The following is a 21,659-nucleotide window of genomic DNA, read 5'->3' on the forward strand; positions in this document are numbered from 1 at the left end:
AAGTGTCGTCTACTCGACACTAAGGCTGCCGAGCCAAAAATCGTTGAGCCAGTAGAGTACAAAGGCTTTTTGATCTACCAAGAAGCATTGGCTGAAAGTGGTCAATACAGGATTGCTGGCAGAATTACGAAGCAATTTGGTGATGAAACAAAAGAGCATCGTTTTATTCGCTCTGATGTGGTTGGGTCTGAGTCTGATGCGAATGAGCTGATGTTAAAAAAAGCACAAATGTTCATCGACCAAATGGGAGACAGTATTTTCTAAAGTCAACCCAGCCACCAATATATTGATGTCGATTGATGAAGATTTATTCTGGCAAGACCAGTATTAGTTGTTTGATTTAATTGATGTTGGTCATCTGCTTGCAGCATTTATTGTCATAATATGACCTACCTACACGAAATTCCTCTGCGAAAGCGTATTATAGCACTGGTAAGACCTCTATATTGAGGGTTTCGTGTGGTTTTTTTACTAAAGATGCCTGTTTAAAAGTCATTACGTTCAGTTATATGTAATGAAATATTGTTTTTTTATTACAAATTGCTTGATGTTGTGCACTTGGTTGGTTAAAAAAGAACAATACTTCTGCCAATAGTTAAGGAATAGCTATGCAAATTGGTGTGCCAAAAGAAATTCTCGCGGGAGAAACGCGAGTCGCTGCGACGCCCAAGTCGGTTGAGCAGTTACTAAAATTGGGGTTTGATGTCTCAATAGAATCACAAGCGGGTCTGCTTGCGAGTTTTGACGATTCAGCTTATGAAGCCGCTGGAGCAACCATCACTTCTTCAAAGGAAGTATGGGAGTCGGATTTAGTGCTAAAAGTAAATGCGCCTACTGATGAGGAAATTGCTTTCCTTAAAGATGGAGCGAGTTTAGTAAGCTTTATATGGCCGGCCCAGAATCCAGAGTTAATGGAAAAGCTTTCAAGTAAGAACATTAACGTGATGGCTATGGATTCGGTACCGCGAATCTCTCGTGCACAGGCTTTAGATGCATTAAGCTCCATGGCCAATATTGCTGGTTATAGAGCCGTCGTTGAAGCAGCACATGAATTTGGACGCTTCTTTACTGGTCAAATTACCGCTGCTGGTAAAGTGCCACCCGCTAAAGTGCTGGTAGCTGGGGCTGGGGTTGCTGGCTTAGCCGCGATCGGCGCTGCAGGTAGTCTTGGCGCAATCGTTCGTTCATTCGACGTGCGTCCAGAGGTAAAAGAGCAAGTAGAGTCGATGGGTGCAGAGTTCTTGGAAGTTGATTACCAAGAAAACTCGGGCTCAGGTGATGGCTACGCGAAAGAAATGTCAGATGAATTCAACAAAAAAGCAGCTGAACTCTACATGGAGCAAGCGAAAGATGTTGATATCATTATTACCACGGCATTGATTCCTGGTCGACCAGCTCCAAAGCTGGTAACAAAGGAAATGGTTGATGCAATGAAGCCTGGCAGCGTTATCGTTGATTTAGCTGCAGCGAATGGTGGTAACTGCGAATACACTGTTGCTGACCAAGTGGTGACAACAGAGAACGGTGTTAAAGTTATCGGTTATACAGACATGGTAGGCCGCCTTCCAACTCAATCTTCTCAGCTCTATGCGACTAACCTAGTCAATCTTCTAAAACTTCTTTGTAAAGAGAAAGATGGCAATATTGACATCGATTTTGAAGACGTTGTACTTCGCGGTGTAACCGTAGTTAAAGAAGGTGAGGTCACATGGCCAGCACCGCCAATTCAAGTCTCTGCTCAACCAGCTCCGGCAAAAGTAGAAGTAGCTAAACCTGCGGAAAAAGCAGAAGAGCCAACGTCACCAGTGAAAAAGCTGCTGGGTCTTGCTGCTGCCGTTGGTGTATTTGGTTGGGTTGCTTCTGTTGCACCGGCCGCGTTTTTATCTCACTTTACAGTCTTCGTATTGGCGTGTGTAGTAGGTTATTACGTGGTATGGAACGTCACACATGCACTACATACACCACTCATGTCGGTAACTAACGCGATTTCAGGGATTATCGTTGTAGGTGCACTTCTTCAAATTGGACAAGGAAGTGGCGTTGTCACGTTTTTATCCTTTATCGCGGTATTAATAGCAAGCATCAACATTTTTGGTGGCTTTACCGTAACCAAGCGCATGCTTGAAATGTTCCGTAAAGATAAATAGGAGGCAACATGTCTGCAGGATTAGTACAAGCAGCATACATTGTTGCTGCATTATTTTTCATTATGAGTTTAGCGGGTCTGTCTAAGCAGACCTCAGCACGTGCTGGTAACTATTACGGCATCGCTGGTATGGCAATCGCGTTAATTGCGACTATTTTCAGTCCTGATGCGCAAGGCTTCGGCTGGGTTATTGTAGCAATGGTAATCGGTGGGGCGATTGGTATTTTCTACGCACGTAAAGTAGAAATGACTGAAATGCCCGAGCTAGTAGCAATTCTTCACAGCTTCGTAGGTTTAGCGGCTGTTCTTGTTGGTTACAATAGCTATATTGATCCACCGGCAATCGCTAACGTTGAAATGCTTTCTGAAGCCGAAGTTCATGCTCATCATGTAATTCACATGGTAGAAGTCTTCTTAGGCGTGTTTATCGGTGCAGTAACCTTTACAGGTTCTATAGTTGCATTCGGTAAATTACGCGGGGTTATTTCATCATCGCCACTTAATATTCCGCACAAACACAAACTCAACCTTGCTGCGATTGTTGTCTCAACCTTGCTGATGATCTACTTCGTGAAAGCAGACGGCAGCATGTTTGCTCTAATTGTGATGACACTGATTGCCTTCGCATTCGGTTATCACTTGGTTGCCTCCATTGGTGGCGCAGATATGCCAGTAGTCGTTTCAATGCTTAACTCATATTCAGGTTGGGCAGCAGCTGCAGCTGGTTTCATGTTAGCAAACGACCTGCTCATTGTTACAGGTGCATTGGTCGGATCGTCAGGTGCAATCCTTTCTTACATCATGTGTAAAGCGATGAACCGCTCGTTCGTGAGCGTTATTGCCGGCGGATTCGGTCAAGAAGTCGTTATTTCAAGCGATGAAGAGCAAGGTGAACATCGTGAGACATCGGCTGAAGATGTTGCCGATATGCTCAAAAATAGCAAGTCAGTTATTATTACTCCTGGATACGGTATGGCGGTGGCTCAGGCTCAGTATCCAGTGCATGAAATTACTGAAAAATTGCGTGCTCAAGGCGTAGAGGTGCGTTTTGGTATTCACCCTGTCGCTGGCCGTTTGCCTGGACATATGAACGTTCTATTGGCAGAAGCGAAAGTACCTTATGATATCGTTCTGGAAATGGATGAAATCAACGATGACTTTAGCGAAACTGATACGGTCCTAGTTATTGGTGCAAATGACACGGTTAACCCAGCAGCTCTTGAAGATCCAAATAGTCCTATTGCTGGTATGCCAGTTCTAGAGGTGTGGAATGCGCAGAATGTAATTGTGTTTAAGCGCTCGATGAATACCGGTTATGCGGGTGTGCAAAACCCACTGTTCTTTAAAGAAAACACCTCGATGCTTTTCGGTGATGCGAAAGAGAGTGTGGACGCTATTTCCAAAGCGCTTTAGAGCCCAATCAAAAATAAAAAAGCCAGCATAAGCTGGCTTTTTTTGTGTTAGGTTATAACTACTATAACCTATAAAACCTCGGTTAACTTGTAGTCTTTGAATTGATCTAAGCCTAACCACTCTGTAGGAACAGCACTTCAATTAGGGGACTCCGATGATAAAATCTTTTGTTTGCTTTACAGTCTTTGCCGCGATTATGTCAGTTGGAATAGTGAACTATGCAAAGGACTCTAAATCTTATTATCTAGTTCATAAAACTCATCTCGCTGATATCGCCTCAACGCTCAATAAACGACACGAAGCCTGTACACAGTATTTTAGTTGTTCAACACCCCTTTATTCACAGCCAAAGTATCAAGCTTGTATCGATCCAGATCATGGAACTGCAAATAGCATCTTGCGTCAAAAACGCATAGCTGAACTGCGGCTAGCAAAGCTAAAAGGTCGAGTTGGAAAGATCTTGACTTCATAACTCGGGCTATTCCTTTAAGTCAGAATGGTAAATAGAGTCGCGAATCGTGTTTTCCAATAATTGACAAAATAATTGCGTGCACTTGGCGCGAATCTTGCCGATAATATGTAAATTAGTGTTTTTGTATTATTGACCAGACAAGATTATTCGTTTGAAGAAACTAGCGCGCCCTTTGCTTACCATTCTATCTATTGTTCTTGCTCCTCTGGCTTTTGCTGAGTCGCTACCTGAACGTATAGATAATTTCGTCAGTTTTTTTGATTTTGAGCAAGCGACCGCTTCATACGATGTAAGGGTTATTCAAGCTGACTACCCGACACAGCTTCTCACCCCTATATCTATGCTTCCGCAAACAAGTAAATACCCCCTGAAAGAAGTACAACAACTCTATCGGTTAGCTGAAAAATGCAGCGGTACATTACCACTAAGCCCTCTAATCACAGAACCTTTGGTTTTTACCAGGGCAATGTGTGGTGGACGTAAGCTATCGACGAAATGGTTTGCGCGCAGTGGATTGATTCATCCAGGTGGTGGTACTTACGCCGCTAGGTACATCACTAAATACCCAGATAAAAAACATGAGCTTCAAAAGTTTATGCACATCAAAGAAAGAGAGTTGGCACCTCCAGGTTCTCTCTTGGGTAGGCTGCAAGTAATGGATGAACAAACCGTCATTTCTTTAATCCGAGGTTCCTCAATGTTCGTTGAAAACGAGGAGTTGTGGTTGAGAAGAGGTGATATTTACTATTTGTTCCCTTCAAACATTTGGACCTCGAAAGCCAAAGAGGCTGGCCTCAACTTTAAACTGGCTTCTCAAACCAATACGTGTTTCGTGCAACGAGGAAACCTATGTTGGGAAGTTGAGGATCATTCTGATGTACTTCGTATTAGCATGATCAGTTTGATCATCGCTAACATACTTTTAGTAATTGGTTGGGCAATCTATCGCTGGAATACGAAACGTCAAGAGATGAAAAGCCGTATGCTAGTGTTACAAATCCTTACACACGAATTGAGAACACCCATCGCCAGTTTATCTCTGACAGTCGAAGGGTTTAGACGTGAATTTGAGCACTTACCAGAAACTGTATATGATGAGTTTAGAAGACTATGTGAAGATACGCGTAGACTGCGTCAGTTAGCTGAAGCCAGTAAGGATTATTTGCAATCTGATAACAAACCTTTATCGACAGAATGGCTACCATCTGTACAGGATTGGTTAAGTTTCAAAGCAGAGGAAGAATTTGAAGCTGACGTGAATTTGACTATTAATCAAGACGTAGCCGCTAAAATTAACATATATTGGTTAGGAACTTGTATTGATAACCTAATACGTAACGCGATTAAGTACGGCGTTGCACCAGTGAGTTTGAATGTTGTGACTTCTTCAAACTCTATCAAAATTGAAGTCATCGACAACGGACAATTAACTTCAAAGGACTGGCGTGAGCTTAGAAAGCCATTTGTAAGTAAGGCAGGCCTCGGCCTTGGCCTTACTATAGTAGAATCTATGGTTGGTCGAATGGGCGGTAAGATGTACCTTGTCGGGCCACCAACAACATTTATTTTGGAGATACCTTGTGAAACAGACACTGCTACTTGTTGAAGACGACAAGAATCTAGCTGACGGCCTTTTGGTGAGTTTAGAGTTGGCTGGTTATAACTGCCTTCACGCTGAATTCATCTCTCAGGTCGAGCAACACTGGGAAGAAGCAGACTTGGTAATTCTCGACCGACAACTTCCGGATGGTGATTCAGTAGAGCACCTTGCTGGTTGGAAGAAAATCAAAGATGTTCCAGTGATATTGCTCACTGCGTTAGTCACAGTAAAAGACAAAGTAACCGGCTTAGATGCAGGTGCAAATGATTATTTAACCAAACCTTTCGCCGAAGCTGAGCTTTTTGCTCGTATTCGTGCACAACTTCGCGCGCCAGAAGCTGACTCGGAAGATGCAACGAAGGTTGTAACAGAGAGTTTGGTGATCGATAAAGCGACTCGTGAAGTGAACTATAAAGGTGAACTGATTACATTAACGCGTACTGAGTTTGATTTGCTGCTATTCCTAGCAAGTAACTTGGGACGCGTGTTTACTCGTGATGAGCTGCTTGATCATGTTTGGGGTTACAATCACTTCCCAACGACACGAACTGTTGATACCCACGTGTTACAACTTAGACAGAAACTTCCTGGACTAGAGATCGAAACACTTCGTGGTGTTGGCTACAAAATGAAAGGCTAATGTCTAGAGCATCAAAATTATTAGCGCTAGCAATCCTTACGGCATCAACATCAGTTGGTGCCGATTGGTTTGAAAATAATACAACTATTACGCAAGCGCACCGTCATTTACTTAATCGTGATTTGGAGTCTATGTTCCAATCGCTAGTCGAAGAGTGGCAGCAACAACCGACTAAGAGTATCAAAAACCATATAAACAGGTTGTTTTTACAATCTTTAGAAGTGGATTGCGGTAAGGGTTACTCCTCCCAACCTCTACCTGAATGGATTGACTCCGTGGTAGTAAGACAACAATCTATTCAAAGTCCAGGAAGAGACACCTATTTATCTGCGATAGAAATTGAATCAAAGCGTGTCATTTCAGAAATAAGCCTAAAAAAATGGGTTGATCGGAGAGTTTCTAATGACAGCGAATTTTACGTCAATCCGATTAGTGACGTTGTAACTGAAGAGGCGGCTTATGGAATTCGCTACAACTTAACATCTCCATTAGATGTCGGTCTTTATCGTCTTGATGTGCGCTTACTTGATGGCGAAACTTGGAGTCAGTGGTTAATCTTTACCGATCAATCATTAAAACAGACAGTTCGTTGGTCAGCGAAAGATGAATGGCGTATCGAAAAAAATGCACTTCTAAACCCTTATTGCCCGTTGCCAAAACTCGAAGTTGGTTTATACGATTACATTGGCGGCAAATATACTCAAGTATGGGGCAAAGAATACGAATCTGATTACCCGACGAGTCTAGAAGCCAACAACATCACGCCTGACCGCTATGTATTAGCGGTTTCAATGAAGCAAAGTCGTTGGCAAGGTCCAATACTTTTCGAGCGCTCTCAAATAATTAGTAAAACGTTTGACGTTTCCGCCGACGAATAGCTCATTAGAAAGATTTCCCTCTGAAATCACTAAAGAATCTCGAATCGACGCCGTTAATAAATGCACAAAGGATTAACGGCGTTATTTTTAGATGAAAACCCAATTAAAAACACTAGCAGCCCTTATTATTACTACTTCTATGTCGGCAGGTGCTTCGACGTTAGCGATCGATGCTCGTGGCGATGCAATGGGCGGAACGGGGGTTGTCTCTGCTTCTTATCTTACTGCTCCATTCTATAATCCAGCACTGGTTGCAATCTATCGACGAAACGATGATGCAGGAATGTTGTTACCTAGCTTAGGGCTTAACTACAACGACGAAGACAAAATGTTGGATAAAATTGATAACGTCGTAAATAACCCAAGTGCTTCGGCGCTTAATGAGTTAAATGGTACACAGGCCAAAGTGGATTTTGGTGGTGCAATAGCATTTGGGATTCCCAACCGCTATATCGCTGCAAATATTTTTGGCAAAGCTTATGTGGAAAACGTAGCAACGCCAGATATTGACCAAACAGGTAGTAATGATGCGGAAAAAGCGGCTAGGTCAGCAGTCAAAACCGCTTCAGTAGCCGTTACTGAAATCGGAATATCCTTGGCTAAGTACCAAACCTTATTTGGACAACATTTTTCATTCGGCGTATCTCCAAAAATCCAAAGAACCTATACCTATGCCTCAGTAAGTTCACTAAATGATTTCAATTTAAACAATATAAGAGAAAACTCTCAGGGCGATACTGCATTCAACGTTGATGCTGGAGCACTATGGTTCCATGGTCCGTTTAGAGTTGGATTTTCGGCCAAAAATATGTTGTCTCGAAATATTGAAACTGCGAGCGGCACTAAGAATATTGGGGGTAAAGACATACAATATGGTTATGAATACCAATTGTCTCCTCTGTATACTGTTGGTGCTGGTTTTATAGCAGATTACTTTCAATTTTCTGTGGACTACGACCTTAATACTGAAAAGAAATTCACACAGTTTGACGATGACGTAAGAATGCTAAGAGCAGGTATAGAAGTCGACTTAGCTCGGCAAGTTCAGTTAAGGGGAGGGTACATGAAAAACATGGCTGGTAATTCAGATGGAACAATTACAGCAGGTATAGGCTTACGTCCTCTAAATATTATTGAAATGGATATTGCCGCAAGTTACACATCACCTAAGGCTATGGGGGCTTCAATCAACTTTATTGCAACCTATTAGGTTTAATTCGCTTGCTAGAAAATCTAAATCGTCTATAGTTCTGCCATTAATTAATGTCCGTGTTTTTGGGAGGACTTTATGTTTGACGATTTGTCCCTGAGCCATGAAGAGCAGCAAGCTGCAGTAGAACGAATTCAAGAACTGATGAAGCAGGGGATTAGTACTGCTCAAGCGATCAAAATCATAGCTCAAGAGATCCGAGAAGAAAAATCGAAAGAAAGTTCTGACGAACAAAACTGATTTCTATTATTGAAGTGTATTTATAAAAGCCCTTTTAAAGGGCTTTTTTTGTACCCAAAATCCACCCATTCGCATATCGAATACATATTACAGAGTAGAGTTGAAAGACCCGTACCTACCAGTTAATTAGTGGCAATAAATAATATATATCCTTATATATCAGCTAATTATGGCAGCATAATCTACTGGCGGGTTTGTTGAAAAATCTTAAGTTGTAATTAAGTTACATGTTTACTTTTGTGGTTCAAGCCCAGTAGTGAATTGTGCTATGTAATAAAAACAAGAGATTTAGCAATAGTAAGTAGTTACGATCATAATTTGATCGTTTTTAAGGGGCGAGACTTGTGACAATAAAAAGGCATGCCAACAATTGGAGAGGCTAATAGATGATGTTGATTAGTTTAAACTAGATGAAACATGACAGTGTCACGTTTGTGATGGAAACTTATTCACGACGTTAACCAAATAAGGCAACCAGAACCAAGACTAGAGTTGCGACGATTAGAAGTACACGCCATATTGGACGTGTGTTTTGAACATCTGAACCGTTGTGATGACACATACCCATAACAAATAAGCCCGACTAATTGATTCTCATTTGTTAACCATAAAGGTTGCTCCTAGGTTAAAGTCAACGATCCAACACGATGAACTAGAACGACGCCCAAAACGTTGCTTAAAAAAGTGTAAATGTGGTTTCGTGTTAAAACGTTATTATATAAACGGAGAAGTTTAAGGTAGTTTATCTAGGTTCCTTCAAAGTGATGCTGCTTTTAATTCGGGACGTCAGTCAAAAAAATTTGCACACACCGTCAGGTGTGTTTTGATGCCACTTGAACTCCCCAACATTCAAGTGGCTTTTTTTATCGTCATAATGTTTGTTGTATGTGAGGTTTCGTTAATAAGAGAGCAGTTTGTTCCTAAGAGTTCTTACGAAGTGGTGTTTAGTTGCTAGGTTGCTAGAAACTAAGTTTATCGGTTGTTGCAGCAGACTAAAGACGGTACTACGTCTTTGTTAATATTCCACACCCAATACAAGTGCGTATTATCTATCTTATGTTAAATTATATATGCAGGAGATTAAAATCCTTACCTTAAACCCGCTCCACTACCTTGTTTTATCCCAGATTTAACCATAAACGATATTTACCATAAAATACCTAATAACCACATGAGTTAATCTACGCTTAACTCAGTGTCGATTAGGTTTAAAAAAGCCAGCATAAAAATGCTGGCTTGTACGCTGTTGGATTAACCGCCTGCAAGTTTAACGGTATATCCTTTTTTCTCTAACGCGGCTTTTATTTTGTCTCTTGCGTCACCTTGTATTTCGATGTTGCCGTCTTTGACAGAACCACCGCAACCACAAACTTTTTTCAGTTCTGCTGCGATAAGCTTTAACGCGGCATCCTCTAAGTCTAAGCCAGTGACAATTGAAACACCTTTGCCTTTGCGTCCTTTTGTCTGTTTTTGAATTCTAACGATACCATCGCCTTTTGGACGTTCTGGCTTTTGTTTTTCTTCTTTAATGCGTCCGGTTTCTGTTGAATATACAAGAGTCATGTTAGTTCTTAGTTTGTTCTGCTTTCTTCTTTGCGATTAGATAAGCTTCAATGTGTCGCTGAATTGCAAGCTTACCACCTTTGATAAGTTTACCATTAAACATGCAGTACCAGGCATTATTTGCACCTGTATCATTCTTTATAGTAAACCCATGAAAGTTCTCTTGGGTGCCAGCTGACCCGCTCGCGCGTTCTGTTGCTGCTTGCGTCAGCTGTGATGGGTCTATGATAGACGCCGTATCACACCACCAATCAATGCTTTTTTTAACCGCAGGTAGAGAGCCTTGTAACTCTCTATTTTTAATAGTTACTTTCCATATCTGGTTTGTTGTACCAATGGACTTGAGGGTAAACCCACGATAACTCGCTAGAGCCATAAAGATCTATCTCTTATTGTGTACGTTGATGCTTTACATTGCGTTTCACATGGTATCAGTTATTCTAAACCAATCAATTGAGTTATAGTGCATTAGTATGAAAAAAGACATACCCAGAATCACAGAAACAAAACAAATTGATAGATATTTGACGAAACTTAGAAGTTCTATAGATAACAATACCTTTGATGAACTAACGTCTTATCGCTACTCTAAGAATTCCGTCGTCGCAATGACCAAAGATTGGCATTTGTTCAATGAATTTTGTGTCCATTCTCACTACCCATCGCTTCCAGCGTCCGTTGCCACCATAAAAGCATTTTTCGAGCGTGAGCAACAAACACGAAAGTACTCAACGCTAAAACGTTACGCTGTAACTATATCTTTAATTCACTACCTGTTCGAGTTTAAAGACCCTATCAAATCAAGAGAAGTTGGCTTACTTCTTGAAAAAATAAGAGTTTTAGGTGTTGATTCTGTCTCAGAAACTCAAGCATTAACACAGGAACACTTAAAACAGTTGAGGTTGATACTTGGTTGTAGTCAATCTCCGAAAGATATTAGAGACATGGCAATATATAGCGTGATGTTCGAATGCGCATTAAAGCGGCGAGATTTACGTCAACTATCTCGAACGAATATTCAGCTTAACGAATACGGTGATTGTTTCGTGGAAATTGAAGGCGCAGTTTACCAATTGAGTAATGAATCAAGCACTATTCTATTGCGATGGCTCGAATTGACACCCTGCTCTACTGTTTTTACCGGTATTGACCGACACGGCAACATTAAGGACAATGAACTAAATGATTCTTCAATTTTTCGAATCCTACGTCAAGCCAGCGACATACTTGACCTGCCATTTGAAGTTAAATTCTCTTCCCAATCGTGTCGTGTAGGTGCTGTTAAAAAGTTGGCTCAGGATGGCCTGAAAATAAAAGAAATTCAAGAATTTGGTCGATGGGCTAGCCCCGCCATGCCACTACAATATAGCGGCAAGCGGACATTATCCGAAAAGGAAAAAGCAAAGTTTAAAGACGACAATAACTATGATTAACGGAATGAAGATTCAATACAGTCCGACAAGAACTCAGAGAACTCAAGACCAGAATGCTCGACCATCTTTGGAAACATAGAAATCGGTGTCATACCAGGAAAAGTGTTAACTTCGTTTAGGTAAATCTTGTTATCTTCTGTCAAAAAGAAATCAATTCTTGATAAGTGTCTGAGTTTCATTTGAGTGAATACTTTGACCGCACAGGTATGAATGATTTCTAACTGCTCGTCTGTTAGGTCACTCGCTTCTACTGTTGTAGTTGAATGACTGTCTGCACTGTACTTTTCATCATAAGTATAAAATGCACCATCAGGAGCAATAATTTCACCAGGCTTGGTGACGCACAATTGTCCTTTGTACTCGTACGCTGCGACCTCAAGCTCTCTTGGTTTTACTGACTGCTCAATAACAACTTGGTCCGAATAACCAAAAGCAGAGTTAATACTAGCATCTAACTGTTCGATATTAGTTACGCTGTAACAACCTACCGAAGAGCCCTGCTTTGCGGCTTTTACGAACACTTTTCCCCACTTTTCAAAAGCTTGAGCAGCTCTAGTATGAGCGTCTTTATCGTTTTCGGTAAGGAATAGATAAGGTGTATTAGGTATGCCTAATGTGTCATACCACAGCTTTGAGGTAATTTTGTTAAAGCTATTGCTACTAGCTTCAGGACCACAGCCCAAATACGGAATACCAGCCATCTCAAAAAGAGATTGAATATCGCCGGTTTCACCAGGGAAACCGTGAATACAAGGAACAACGTAATCTATATGTAGAGTTTGTTGATCATTAACAAGGGCTTTTTGATTAAGGTCTAAAACAACTAAATGACCATCACTGCACTTCCAGCCCTCTTGAGTTATTTCAACCCGGGTAACATTGAATCTAGGATTGAGTTTGAGTTGGCTTTCTAGAAAGTTAGCTGAAACGAGAGACACCTCGTGCTCAGCAGAGCCACCACCACATAGAAGAAGGATATTGAGTTCTGACATCTTAAGCTTGTCCTTAAATTGCTTTCACTAAATGATAAACGATCGAGAAACAACATTCAGTTCTAAATCTGTTAAATCTGCCACCATAGTTACTGTCTGCACATAATACATACAAAAACGCGCTCAATTTTGGATTGAACGCGTTATAACATTAGGTGTATCAATTAGTTCAGCTTGCTCAATGTCGGATATTCCGACTTCTTGATTTGGTCGATGCTACGTACAAACGGCTTAAGGTTTTTAAACTCATTTGGCAGTGTTGCGATAGCTTCCTTCGCTTGTTGCTTCGTTGCATAGTCACCGAAGAGAATTGAATACCATTTCGTTCCGTTTACTACCTTGTAGTTTTGCCAAATTGGCTGGCCGTTCTTTGGTAGTTTATCCGAAAAAGTTGCAACTTTGGCTTGGCTGCCAACGGCAACTACTTGAATTGTGTAGCCAAAACGGAAATCTTGTTCAGCTTGTTTTTTTGATGGTGGTACGATTTTTACTACATCATTTTTAGCAGGCTGTGTTTGGGTCGTTGTCGTGGTAGTTGCAGCCACTTTTTGCTCTTGCACAGGAGCTTTCTGTGCCGCTGGCTCTTTCTTAACATCTTCTGTTTGTGTGGCCGCTACAGCAACAGGAGCAACTGTCGTCGTTTCTACAGGAGTGTAATCCTCTCGGTAACTTTCAGATTTCACCTCGGTTGTATACTCACTAGAAGAACACGCTGCTAACAATGAAACTAAACTTATAATAACGACTTTTTTCATTTTATTACTGCCTGAGTTAATAATTCCCTAAATCATGCAGACAGAATTCTCTTGAATCAAAGATTCACAGCACCTGTCCTTTCTTCCTGTGACATGTTACACAATAATTGAGGTACAGCAATATGTTATGTCTAATTTTAGGAGCCAACGGTGTCTAAGTGATGCCTTACTAGACTACTATAGTTAGGTCTTATAAGGATCGCATGTAGGTCACCGTCGTCTTTTACTGCTGTAGAGGTAAACCATGTCGTTAGATACTCTTTTCAAGCCATCTTCTATTGCTGTTATCGGCGCATCGATAAAGCCTCATCGAGCAGGTAGCGTAGTGATTAAAAACCTTCTCTTGGGAGGTTATCAAGGTACGATTTTGCCCGTTCATCCTCGATATAAATCTGTTAACGGCATACTCTGCTATCGCGCAGTGAGTGAACTTCCGCTAAAACCAGACGTAGCTATTTTGTGCACTAAAGGCGAGCGAAACGTAGATTTATTCAATGATCTTGCGATTTCTGGCGTGAAGACCGTTATCGTAATGGCATCAGATATGAGTCGTCCGTTTGATGATACGGCAACGATAGAACAAAAATGCCTTCAGATAGCGCAGCAGTCTGGCATGCGTATATTAGGTCCAAATAGCCTCGGCATCCTTTTACCTTGGCAAAACTTCAATGCCTCATTTTCTCCTGTTAACTGTAAGCCAGGTAAACTAGCGTTCATATCTCAATCATCAGCGGTTTGTACCACTATACTTGACTGGGCTAATGATAAGAACATCGGTTTTTCCGCGTTCTTATCTATTGGTTCTGGATTGGATGTGGATTTCGACGAGTTACTTGATTACCTAGCGAGAGACAGTAAGACTGAATCCATTCTGTTGTATGTAGACTCTATTCGCGATGCTCGCCGTTTTATGTCGGCTGCGCGTGCTGCATCACGTAACCGCCGGATTCTGGTCTTAAAGGCAGGAAGAAACAATCTGACTAATTTAGTCAAAGGCCATGAATCCGACTCATTTGATATCGTTTACGACTCGGCGATTCAGCGCGCTGGTATGCTGAGGGTAAACAACACACACGAACTATTCGCGGCAGTAGAAACGCTAACACATTCCGTCCCGCTTCGGGGGGAACGACTGGCTGTGATTACGAATGGAATTGGTCCAGCAAACATGGCACTGGATACGTTGACCGATCGAGGTGGCAGTATCGCCCAACTTTCCGATGACACAATATCCAAACTGTCTAACGTTCTACCTGATACTTGGTCCAAAGGAAACCCTATTGACCTTGTCGGTGACGCAACAGCGAAAAGGTACTGTGATGCACTGAGCATAGTCTTAGACAGTGATGATGTGGATGCTATTCTAATCATGCATAGTCCATCTGCGACAGCAGATTCGCAGCAAACGGCAACGGATCTGATTGAAACAATAAAAAAACATCCTAAATCCAAACGATTTAACGTTTTGACGAACTGGTCTGGAGAAGCGACAGCTAAAGACGCCCGCCTTTTATTTACCAATCATGGCATACCGACATACAGAACTCCTGAGAGCGCCGTCACGGCCTTCATGCATTTGGTCGAATACCGACGAAATCAATGGCAGTTAATGGAAACACCAACAACGACAGACTCGTATACCACAGAGCAGCTTTCTAAAGCTCACGAATGGCTCGCATCCCATGTTGAATCCATATCAGAAGATAAAGAGTTCACGCAACTCGAATCTCATATCTGCGAACAACTATTTGATTTATTTGAGCTGCCTACTCTTCCCACTTGGTTGGCTCATGACCCAACAGAGGCGATACATCTAGCAGAAAATATAGGTTACCCTGTCACAGTAAAGCTTCGTTCTCCTGATATTGCTCACAAGTCTGATATACATGGCGTCATGTTAAACTTGAGAGATGCCAATGAAGTCAGTAGCGCGGCACAGTCAATACTCGACCGCACCAAGCTCTCCTATCCCGAAGCAAGGATTGAAGGATTGACGGTACAACAAATGGCTAAGATTGCAGGTGGTCAAGAGATTCGCGTCAAAGTGATCACTGATGCTACGTTCGGGCCAGCAATCTTTCTAGGCCAAGGTGGTTCAGACTGGAAAATTGAAAAAGAGGCGGTCACCGCATTGCCACCAGTCAATATGGCTCTCGCTCGCTACTTAATTATTAATGCAATCAACAAAGGAACGTTAAGGTTCCAGCAATCTCCGAATCCTGTGAATCTTGGAAACTTAGCTCAATTTTTAGTGAAAATTTCACAAATCATTGTCGCTTGTCCTGAGATACACGAATTAGATATCCACCCACTCCTTTTAAATGGTAACGACATCACTATATTAGACGCTTCAGTGGTAATAAAAGGCTACGAGGGTGAGCCTCAAGCTCGGCTCGCAATCAGGCCGTATCCTACTGAGATGGAGGAGCTCATAACATTGAAAGATGGCTCAAAAATCTCGTTACGCCCTATTCGACCTGAGGATGAACCCTTTCATGCAGACTTCATTAATAACGTCACCAAAGAAGACCTTTATAAGCGCTTTTTTTCAGACGTCGGTGAGTTCAACCATGAGGCGTTAGCAAACTTAACTCAAATCGATTACGACCGCGAAATGGCATTTGTCGCTGTTGATCTTAGTTATGCTAATCCACATATTATTGGCGTTTCTAGAGTTTTGGTTACCCCAGATAATTCTGATGCCGAGTTTGCCATCTTGATACGTTCCGATTTGAAAGGCAAAGGGCTTGGGCGAGTACTAATGAACAAAATAATTGATTACTGTAAAAGCAAGAATACTAGACAGATTTCTGGAATGACCATGCCGACAAACCGTGGGATGCTCACGCTAGCTCAAAAATTGGGTTTTGAGCTAGACGTGCAGTTCGAAGATGGCGTGGCAGATATGGTTTTAGTGTTAAATCGATAACTTTAACAATTATTGCAGATCCCAAGTGTTGGCTAAATGGCGTATGCACCAAGACTTGGCCTCTCCAATATTGTTTCTTTTCCAAGCCATAACGATATCAACTGTCGCTTCATCGGTGTCCTTGATTCGTTTGAGCTTACCTTCTTTGATCAGGGTATCAGCTACTTGTGTGGGTAAGGTCCCAATGCCAAGCCCTTTTACCAATGCATCTATTTTAGTCACCAAATTTGATACGGTAAGACGCGGCTGCTTCTCCAGAATATTTACACTTAATGCAGGTTGTTCTCTCGCAGTATCGGCGATAGCAATGACTCGATATTTTTCTCGAGCACTACTGTCAAACACACCACTTCGTTTATGTACATAGTGATCAGTTGCAGCGACCCAGGTCATCGACATGGGTCCGAGTATTTGTGTTTTCACCCCTTGAGGCACTACTTCAGGTTGAGGACACACCAACAAAGCGCAACGGTCTTCATTTAAGGACTCCCAACAACCCGCTAACACCTCTTCCTCTAGTTTGATTCTGGTTTTGCTCACCATGCCAAGTTTATCAACTAAATCAAAAAAATTGCCAACAGGAATAATGCTGTCGTATGCAATAGTAAGATCGAGCTCCCAGCCGTTTGCGAGTAAACGTGCCTCATTGACCATATTCTCTGTAGCTTGGAGTATGACTCGTCCTCTCTCTAGAATCAGCTTCCCAGCATCCGTTAACGATGCTTTGTGGCCCGAACGATCAAAGATCATAATATCTAAATCTTGTTCAAGTTTTTGAATCTGATAGCTCAGGGATGACGTTGCTTTATCGAGTTCTGATGCAGCTGCAGCAAACGACCCTCTTCTTTCAATCGCGTCAAGAATATGAAGAGCCTCTAGTGTTATGGGGTTATGCACTTAACTTCCTTATCAATGAAACAGATAAATATATAATACAACCTAGAGCAAATAAAAAAAGCGACTTCATTTAGAAGCCGCTTTTCTACGTTATAGCATTTTAAAATCTGAGCATATTAAAATGTATATTGAGCATTTAAGCGAACAGAACGACCTGGTTGATATACTTGCGTCCATGCTGTTCTGTAATTTTCATCAAAGGCATTAATTAAAGATAAATCAACCTTTAGCCCTTCGAGGTTGCTTGTAGGTTCCCAAGATGCATAAAAGTCAACAAGTTGGTAAGAGTCAAATGGCCCCTCGGTGTAACCTGTTGGAACTCGATCCTGTGCACTTACGAAAGTAGCCCTAGTACCGATTTTGGTGTCGATATTCCAAAAACCATATTGTAAATGTGCAACCCATTTATCCGCCGGAATGTTAGTAATCCATTCATCAGTATCGGTATCTTTACCACGAGTCTGTCCGTAAGAAAGACCAACTAATAGTTGTTGCCAACGATAGTCAGCGGCGACTTCATACCCCGTAAGCTCAGCGTTATCTATATTGCTTGATTTACTTGTACCAGCACAACCCTCAAAGGAGCCCGGAGGATTGCAAGTTCCTGCTGGAGTCATGTCGACATCTAGATTGATGAAGTCTTTAACTTTATTCTGGAAAGCTGCTGCCGTTATGTCTAAAGAGTCATCCGCAAACACGTTTTCAAAGTTAAATTGGCCCTTCAATTCAATATTATGCGACTTTTCTGGATTTAGTTCTGGATTTGGTACAAAGATGTTGCTGGGCCCGCCAGGGTAGTAAGCAAAATGCGTTCCGCTCATAAAAAGTTCTGACGTGTCCGGAGCTCTAAATGCTTCATCGTAACGTACTGACCATGCCATCCATTGTTGCGCTTGCCAAAATAGGCCAACAGAAGGTGACCAAGAAGACTGATTATTGTCATCGTACCCTTTCGCTTTCGATGTAAAAGAGTCGTAACGTACGCCAATGTCAGCAACTACAGATTCAATGATTTGGTAGTTGATATAACCAAACGCTCCTATAACAGACGTTTGTGCATCTGTTGGTAATTCAGGTCTTCCCGAGACAGAAGCAGCGCGATGTGCATCTAGTTCGTCTAAGTATCCATCAACACCGGTAAATAGTTTCAGTTTTCCAGATTCAGACTGGTTTGTAATGTTAAAGCCGGTAGTATTTAACTGAGAAATATCGTCTCCGTTAATCGATGGATCGTTCTCTGTAATCTTGGTGTCATTTCTATAAAGAGATGCTTCTAGGTTCACCCATTCATTGTTAGGGTTGAAGCTGTAGTCAACGCCGTAAGATTGATCTTTAGTCCTACGGCTAATTAAAGAATCAGGGTCGTTAAGCTGCCCACTAGAATCGCCAACTACGGGCGGGTGTCCATCCAGATCCGCATAACGTAGATTGAAACCGAGTTTATGAGCTTGGTTAATTTGCCAATTAAACTTTGCTAGACCTGTTTTATTAGTCGCTTCTGTTCCATAAAGCGTTGAACCATCCCCCTGCTTCATATAGCCACTATCTTTATAACTACCTGCAAGAATCCAATCGATGTTGTCTTTTTTGTTAGCTAACGCCGCTGTGTTAGTCCAAACATCTCCATTGTCTTGATAACCTACTTTAACACGACCACCTAAACCGTCGTCTTCAAGGATATCGTCGGCACTCAACGTATTTTGTACTACTACACCACCAATAGCTCCTGAGCCATATAATGAACTTATAGGTCCCTTTACAACTTCAACGCTACCTAAAAGAGAAGGGTCTAAAAAGTAAGTAGGTCGATGTCCGTACTGCATATTTTGGCGGTTGCCATCAATAATTTGAAGAACCTTGTTACCACTTAATCCTCGAATGTTTATTGATTGATTTCCTGGTACATTTGCTCCGTCAATCGATACGTTGGGTTCGTATTTTATAGCTTCTGCTACCGAGTTGGGCTGGATTTCATCGAGCTTCTCCAAATCCACCTTAGCTACAGAACGAGTTTTGTCCTGATCCGTTTTTTCCGCTCGAGAGCCCGTTACAACCACTTCATTTAGAGAGGACACATCCTCTTCTGCCATAGCATTTGAAGAAAGTGCTAGCACCACTGAGCTAGCTATAATCGACAGTTTAAGTTTCATAGTTCCTTCTTTATATCTGTTCGAATCACATCAAGGATGTTAATTATTACAAATATAAATACGAATTACTATCATTTCCACTTGCGTTAATGGTAATTATTTTCATCTTTACATTGATTTACACGATAATATGCGCTTTATTTTATATAGTCTTTTAGGCACAAAAAAAGGAAGGTAACCCCTTCCTTTCTTAGAAAACTTGAATGATATCTTTAAGCCAAGGATGACTTCATCACTTTTGGCGTTGGAGTAATGCTATCTCTATAGCTAAACCACAAGTAACTTACTGCAATAATGTAGAACAGGTATGAAAGTGCAAAAACTATAGGAGATGTAATCAGGTCATTTGAGATACTGAGACCAACACCAACTACAGTAACGGTCAATTTGGCCATTGTACCTAACAACAATAAGCCCATAGCAAACTGAGGGAACCTAGTACTTGCAAAAGCAATCATGTAACAAGCCCCTACTGCCAGTGAAGCAATAGATAAGCCTAAAAGGTATGAGTGAAGGTGATCAGCTGCCGCATAACCTGCTCCAAGTGAAACACCAAGCAACATTAAAATCTTAGTCATGAACATAAGCTACCTCAACAAAATAGAAAAATAGTATTTGAAATATCCATTTTTCAAATATGCAAACTCATTTTACATGTATTGTCTGCGTTATTTTATCGAAATTCAAGCACGTTTTTTACGCAATTTCTTTGTTTAAATCGACGCTATTTTTGCTGTAACAAATAGATAACACAACTTACCCTTGGTCGCCTTTATTTACAGTATGTTACGTATTTTACCTATGCCAATGGCAACCTGGTTAACAATTAAATTACATAAAAGCGTGTTCGAATTAATTTGAATTTCTGTGAACAGAACCGGAAACACAATCAATGAAACAAAATATTAACCTAAAGGTGCACCTAATTTTACATGAGTGAGTTTATTTGAACTAATTCAAAGAAATCGATTCCAATCACAGTTTTATTGGTTATAATCCGCGCTCATTTGCGACATATGTTGATAAACGCAAACTTAATTTGAATTTTTAACCCCCGAACATTGTTCGAAATATCAGAGAACCAAAATGAGCAAGATTGATAAAGCTATGCGAATCCTAATTGCTGGATTCTGTATCAACCTTTGTCTTGGCATCCTATATGCTTGGAGTGTCTTCAATAAAGCGTTAGTTAGCGAATGGGGCTGGAGTGCTGCTGATGCATCTTCACCTTATGCTATTGCAACCATCACCTTCTCGATCTGTCTTTTAGTTGCGGGTATTCTTCAAGACCGTATGGGTCCACGTAACATCCTAATTCTAGGTGCAGCACTAACTGGCTTAGGCATGATCGCTTCAAGCTTTGCTCAATCAGTTCTAATGCTAAATATTACCTTTGGTGTTATCACTGGCGCAGGTATCGGTTTTGGCTATGCATGCCTGTCTCCTTCAGCTATGAAGTGGTTCCACCCTTCTAAGAAAGGTATGGTTAATGGCTTAATCGCTGCTGGATTTGGTTTAGCAGCGGTTTATCTGGCGCCTTTGACTTCATCTCTGATTGGACAAATGGGGATCAGTTCTGCGTTTATGGTTCTGGGTGTTGGTGTCTTAATCATTGCAGTTCCACTTGCTGCTACTATCAATAACCCACCAGCAGGTTACGTTCCAGCAGAACCAAAAGTAAAAGCCGGTAAAGCACCGGTTCAAGTTAAAAAGGCTGCAGATATTAGCTGGAAAGCGATGCTTAAAACACCTCAATTTTACTCGCTTTGGATCATGTATGCATTTGCAGCGGCAGCAGGCTTGATGATTATCGGTAACATCACCAATATCGCAAGTGTTCAAGCTAACTTACCAAATGCTGTTTACCTAGCTTCACTACTGGCTATTTTCAACTCCGGTGGTCGTATTGCTGCAGGCATACTATCTGACAAAATTGGTGGCGTTCGCACGCTGATGCTTGCATTTATCTTACAAGGCGTAAACATGGTAATGTTTTCGACTTTCACTAGTGAATTCATGCTAATTATCGGTACCGCAGTTGCTGCGGTTGGTTATGGTACGCTTCTAGCTGTATTCCCTTCTCTAACTGCAGAATATTACGGTCTTAAGAACTACGGTACTAACTACGGCGTACTTTATACCTCTTGGGGTATTGGTGGTGCAATTGGCGCAGCAATCGTTGGTTACTCAATGACTCACGGCGGTGGTTATAACCTAGCCTACACTATTTCAGCGGCAATGATGGGCGTCTGTGTGGTTCTGTCTTTCATTACTAAACCAATCTCAGAGCAAAAAGCGGCGCAACTTTCAGCGGCTTAACAATTCTAGTCGAATATTGTTT

Annotated in this window: 18 protein-coding genes; 11 read left to right on the plus strand and 7 right to left on the minus strand. The window is 41.5% G+C overall.

The genetic code is table 11. The annotated features are described in order from the left end of the window. The 8 genes from HW45_RS10345 to HW45_RS28785 all read left to right on the plus strand — a co-directional run. The coding region (locus HW45_RS10345; protein WP_081875831.1) for an HlyU family transcriptional regulator at positions 1 to 264 on the plus strand (264 nt) is incomplete at its 5' end. 344 nt (positions 265 to 608) lie between these two features. Then, positions 609 to 2,147 (plus strand): Re/Si-specific NAD(P)(+) transhydrogenase subunit alpha, encoded by a 1,539-nt coding sequence (gene pntA, locus HW45_RS10350; RefSeq protein WP_038226853.1) that lies wholly within the window; start codon positions 609 to 611, stop codon positions 2,145 to 2,147. An 8-nt stretch (positions 2,148 to 2,155) separates the two neighbouring features. Beyond that, complete coding sequence (gene pntB, locus HW45_RS10355) at positions 2,156 to 3,559, plus strand: Re/Si-specific NAD(P)(+) transhydrogenase subunit beta (RefSeq protein WP_006072736.1); 1,404 nt, start codon at positions 2,156 to 2,158, stop codon at positions 3,557 to 3,559. A gap of 623 nt (positions 3,560 to 4,182) precedes the next feature. Next, on the plus strand, positions 4,183 to 5,637 hold the full coding sequence (gene vxrA / locus HW45_RS10360; protein ID WP_088878479.1) for a sensor histidine kinase VxrA: 1,455 nt from the start codon (positions 4,183 to 4,185) through the stop codon (positions 5,635 to 5,637). Continuing rightward, on the plus strand, positions 5,612 to 6,271 hold the full coding sequence (gene vxrB, locus HW45_RS10365) for a response regulator transcription factor VxrB (protein ID WP_038226856.1): 660 nt from the start codon (positions 5,612 to 5,614) through the stop codon (positions 6,269 to 6,271). The genes vxrA and vxrB overlap by 26 nt, the downstream gene beginning before the upstream one ends. Beyond that, on the plus strand, positions 6,271 to 7,149 hold the full coding sequence (locus tag HW45_RS10370) for a DUF2861 family protein (protein ID WP_038226859.1): 879 nt from the start codon (positions 6,271 to 6,273) through the stop codon (positions 7,147 to 7,149). The genes vxrB and HW45_RS10370 overlap by 1 nt, the downstream gene beginning before the upstream one ends. 91 nt (positions 7,150 to 7,240) lie before the next feature. Beyond that, complete coding sequence (locus HW45_RS10375; protein WP_038226862.1) at positions 7,241 to 8,359, plus strand: conjugal transfer protein TraF; 1,119 nt, start codon at positions 7,241 to 7,243, stop codon at positions 8,357 to 8,359. Positions 8,360 to 8,437: 78 nt separating this feature from the next. Continuing rightward, entirely contained in the window at positions 8,438 to 8,599 is a 162-nt protein-coding gene (locus HW45_RS28785; RefSeq protein ID WP_081875794.1) for a YoaH family protein, read from the plus strand. A gap of 1,251 nt (positions 8,600 to 9,850) precedes the next feature. Here the strand turns inward: HW45_RS28785 and yciH are convergent. Next, positions 9,851 to 10,162, minus strand: coding sequence for a stress response translation initiation inhibitor YciH (yciH, locus tag HW45_RS10380; RefSeq protein ID WP_038226864.1), 312 nt, complete (start codon positions 10,160 to 10,162; stop codon positions 9,851 to 9,853). Between the two features lies 1 nt (position 10,163). After that, positions 10,164 to 10,538: a DUF3319 domain-containing protein gene (locus HW45_RS10385; RefSeq protein ID WP_038226866.1), complete on the minus strand. Its 375-nt coding sequence runs from the start codon at positions 10,536 to 10,538 to the stop codon at positions 10,164 to 10,166. 97 nt (positions 10,539 to 10,635) lie between these two features. Between HW45_RS10385 and HW45_RS10390 the strand changes: the two genes are divergently transcribed. After that, complete coding sequence (locus HW45_RS10390; protein WP_038226869.1) at positions 10,636 to 11,595, plus strand: tyrosine-type recombinase/integrase; 960 nt, start codon at positions 10,636 to 10,638, stop codon at positions 11,593 to 11,595. Here the strand turns inward: HW45_RS10390 and HW45_RS10395 are convergent. Both HW45_RS10395 and HW45_RS10400 read right to left on the minus strand, forming a co-directional pair. Beyond that, the gene (locus tag HW45_RS10395) at positions 11,592 to 12,587 is read right to left on the minus strand and encodes a D-alanine--D-alanine ligase (RefSeq protein WP_038226871.1); all 996 of its coding nucleotides are present in this window, start codon (positions 12,585 to 12,587) and stop codon (positions 11,592 to 11,594) included. The two genes, HW45_RS10390 and HW45_RS10395, sit on opposite strands and share 4 nt — an antisense overlap. 164 nt (positions 12,588 to 12,751) lie before the next feature. Next, entirely contained in the window at positions 12,752 to 13,342 is a 591-nt protein-coding gene (locus HW45_RS10400) for an SPOR domain-containing protein (RefSeq protein WP_038226873.1), read from the minus strand. Between the two features lie 244 nt (positions 13,343 to 13,586). Here HW45_RS10400 and HW45_RS10405 point away from each other — a divergent pair, with 244 nt between their 5' ends. Beyond that, positions 13,587 to 16,271 (plus strand): bifunctional acetate--CoA ligase family protein/GNAT family N-acetyltransferase, encoded by a 2,685-nt coding sequence (locus HW45_RS10405; protein WP_038226875.1) that lies wholly within the window; start codon positions 13,587 to 13,589, stop codon positions 16,269 to 16,271. Between the two features lie 9 nt (positions 16,272 to 16,280). On the opposite strand, the gene HW45_RS10410 is transcribed toward HW45_RS10405, so the two are convergent. From HW45_RS10410 to HW45_RS10420, 3 genes are all read right to left on the minus strand, one after another. Further along, entirely contained in the window at positions 16,281 to 17,168 is an 888-nt protein-coding gene (locus tag HW45_RS10410) for a LysR family transcriptional regulator (protein WP_038226877.1), read from the minus strand. Between the two features lie 116 nt (positions 17,169 to 17,284). Then, complete coding sequence (locus HW45_RS10415; protein WP_038226881.1) at positions 17,285 to 19,318, minus strand: TonB-dependent hemoglobin/transferrin/lactoferrin family receptor; 2,034 nt, start codon at positions 19,316 to 19,318, stop codon at positions 17,285 to 17,287. Between the two features lie 212 nt (positions 19,319 to 19,530). Then, positions 19,531 to 19,896: a hypothetical protein gene (locus tag HW45_RS10420; protein ID WP_006074906.1), complete on the minus strand. Its 366-nt coding sequence runs from the start codon at positions 19,894 to 19,896 to the stop codon at positions 19,531 to 19,533. Between the two features lie 508 nt (positions 19,897 to 20,404). On the opposite strand from HW45_RS10420, the gene HW45_RS10425 reads away from it, so the two are divergent. After that, positions 20,405 to 21,637 carry an L-lactate MFS transporter gene (locus HW45_RS10425; protein WP_038226883.1) on the plus strand — a complete coding sequence of 411 codons (1,233 nt, stop codon included), beginning with the start codon at positions 20,405 to 20,407 and terminating at the stop codon, positions 21,635 to 21,637. The last annotated feature ends 22 nt before the right edge of the window (positions 21,638 to 21,659 follow it).

The sequence above is a fragment of the Vibrio sp. ER1A genome, from assembly GCF_000733315.1.
GTDB lineage: Bacteria > Pseudomonadota > Gammaproteobacteria > Enterobacterales > Vibrionaceae > Vibrio > Vibrio mediterranei.

What these genes read in the sequence shown, in the direction of transcription:
- pntA (WP_038226853.1), top strand. Translation starts at nt 609, where the DNA reads ATGCAAATTGGTGTGCCAAAAGAAATTCTCGCGGGAGAAACGCGAGTC.
- pntB (WP_006072736.1), top strand. Translation starts at nt 2,156, where the DNA reads ATGTCTGCAGGATTAGTACAAGCAGCATACATTGTTGCTGCATTATTT.
- HW45_RS10370 (WP_038226859.1), top strand. Translation starts at nt 6,271, where the DNA reads ATGTCTAGAGCATCAAAATTATTAGCGCTAGCAATCCTTACGGCATCA.
- HW45_RS10375 (WP_038226862.1), top strand. Translation starts at nt 7,241, where the DNA reads ATGAAAACCCAATTAAAAACACTAGCAGCCCTTATTATTACTACTTCT.
- HW45_RS28785 (WP_081875794.1), top strand. Translation starts at nt 8,438, where the DNA reads ATGTTTGACGATTTGTCCCTGAGCCATGAAGAGCAGCAAGCTGCAGTA.
- yciH (WP_038226864.1), bottom strand. Translation starts at nt 10,162, where the DNA reads ATGACTCTTGTATATTCAACAGAAACCGGACGCATTAAAGAAGAAAAA.
- HW45_RS10385 (WP_038226866.1), bottom strand. Translation starts at nt 10,538, where the DNA reads ATGGCTCTAGCGAGTTATCGTGGGTTTACCCTCAAGTCCATTGGTACA.
- HW45_RS10390 (WP_038226869.1), top strand. Translation starts at nt 10,636, where the DNA reads ATGAAAAAAGACATACCCAGAATCACAGAAACAAAACAAATTGATAGA.
- HW45_RS10395 (WP_038226871.1), bottom strand. Translation starts at nt 12,587, where the DNA reads ATGTCAGAACTCAATATCCTTCTTCTATGTGGTGGTGGCTCTGCTGAG.
- HW45_RS10400 (WP_038226873.1), bottom strand. Translation starts at nt 13,342, where the DNA reads ATGAAAAAAGTCGTTATTATAAGTTTAGTTTCATTGTTAGCAGCGTGT.
- HW45_RS10405 (WP_038226875.1), top strand. Translation starts at nt 13,587, where the DNA reads ATGTCGTTAGATACTCTTTTCAAGCCATCTTCTATTGCTGTTATCGGC.
- HW45_RS10415 (WP_038226881.1), bottom strand. Translation starts at nt 19,318, where the DNA reads ATGAAACTTAAACTGTCGATTATAGCTAGCTCAGTGGTGCTAGCACTT.
- HW45_RS10420 (WP_006074906.1), bottom strand. Translation starts at nt 19,896, where the DNA reads ATGACTAAGATTTTAATGTTGCTTGGTGTTTCACTTGGAGCAGGTTAT.
- HW45_RS10425 (WP_038226883.1), top strand. Translation starts at nt 20,405, where the DNA reads ATGAGCAAGATTGATAAAGCTATGCGAATCCTAATTGCTGGATTCTGT.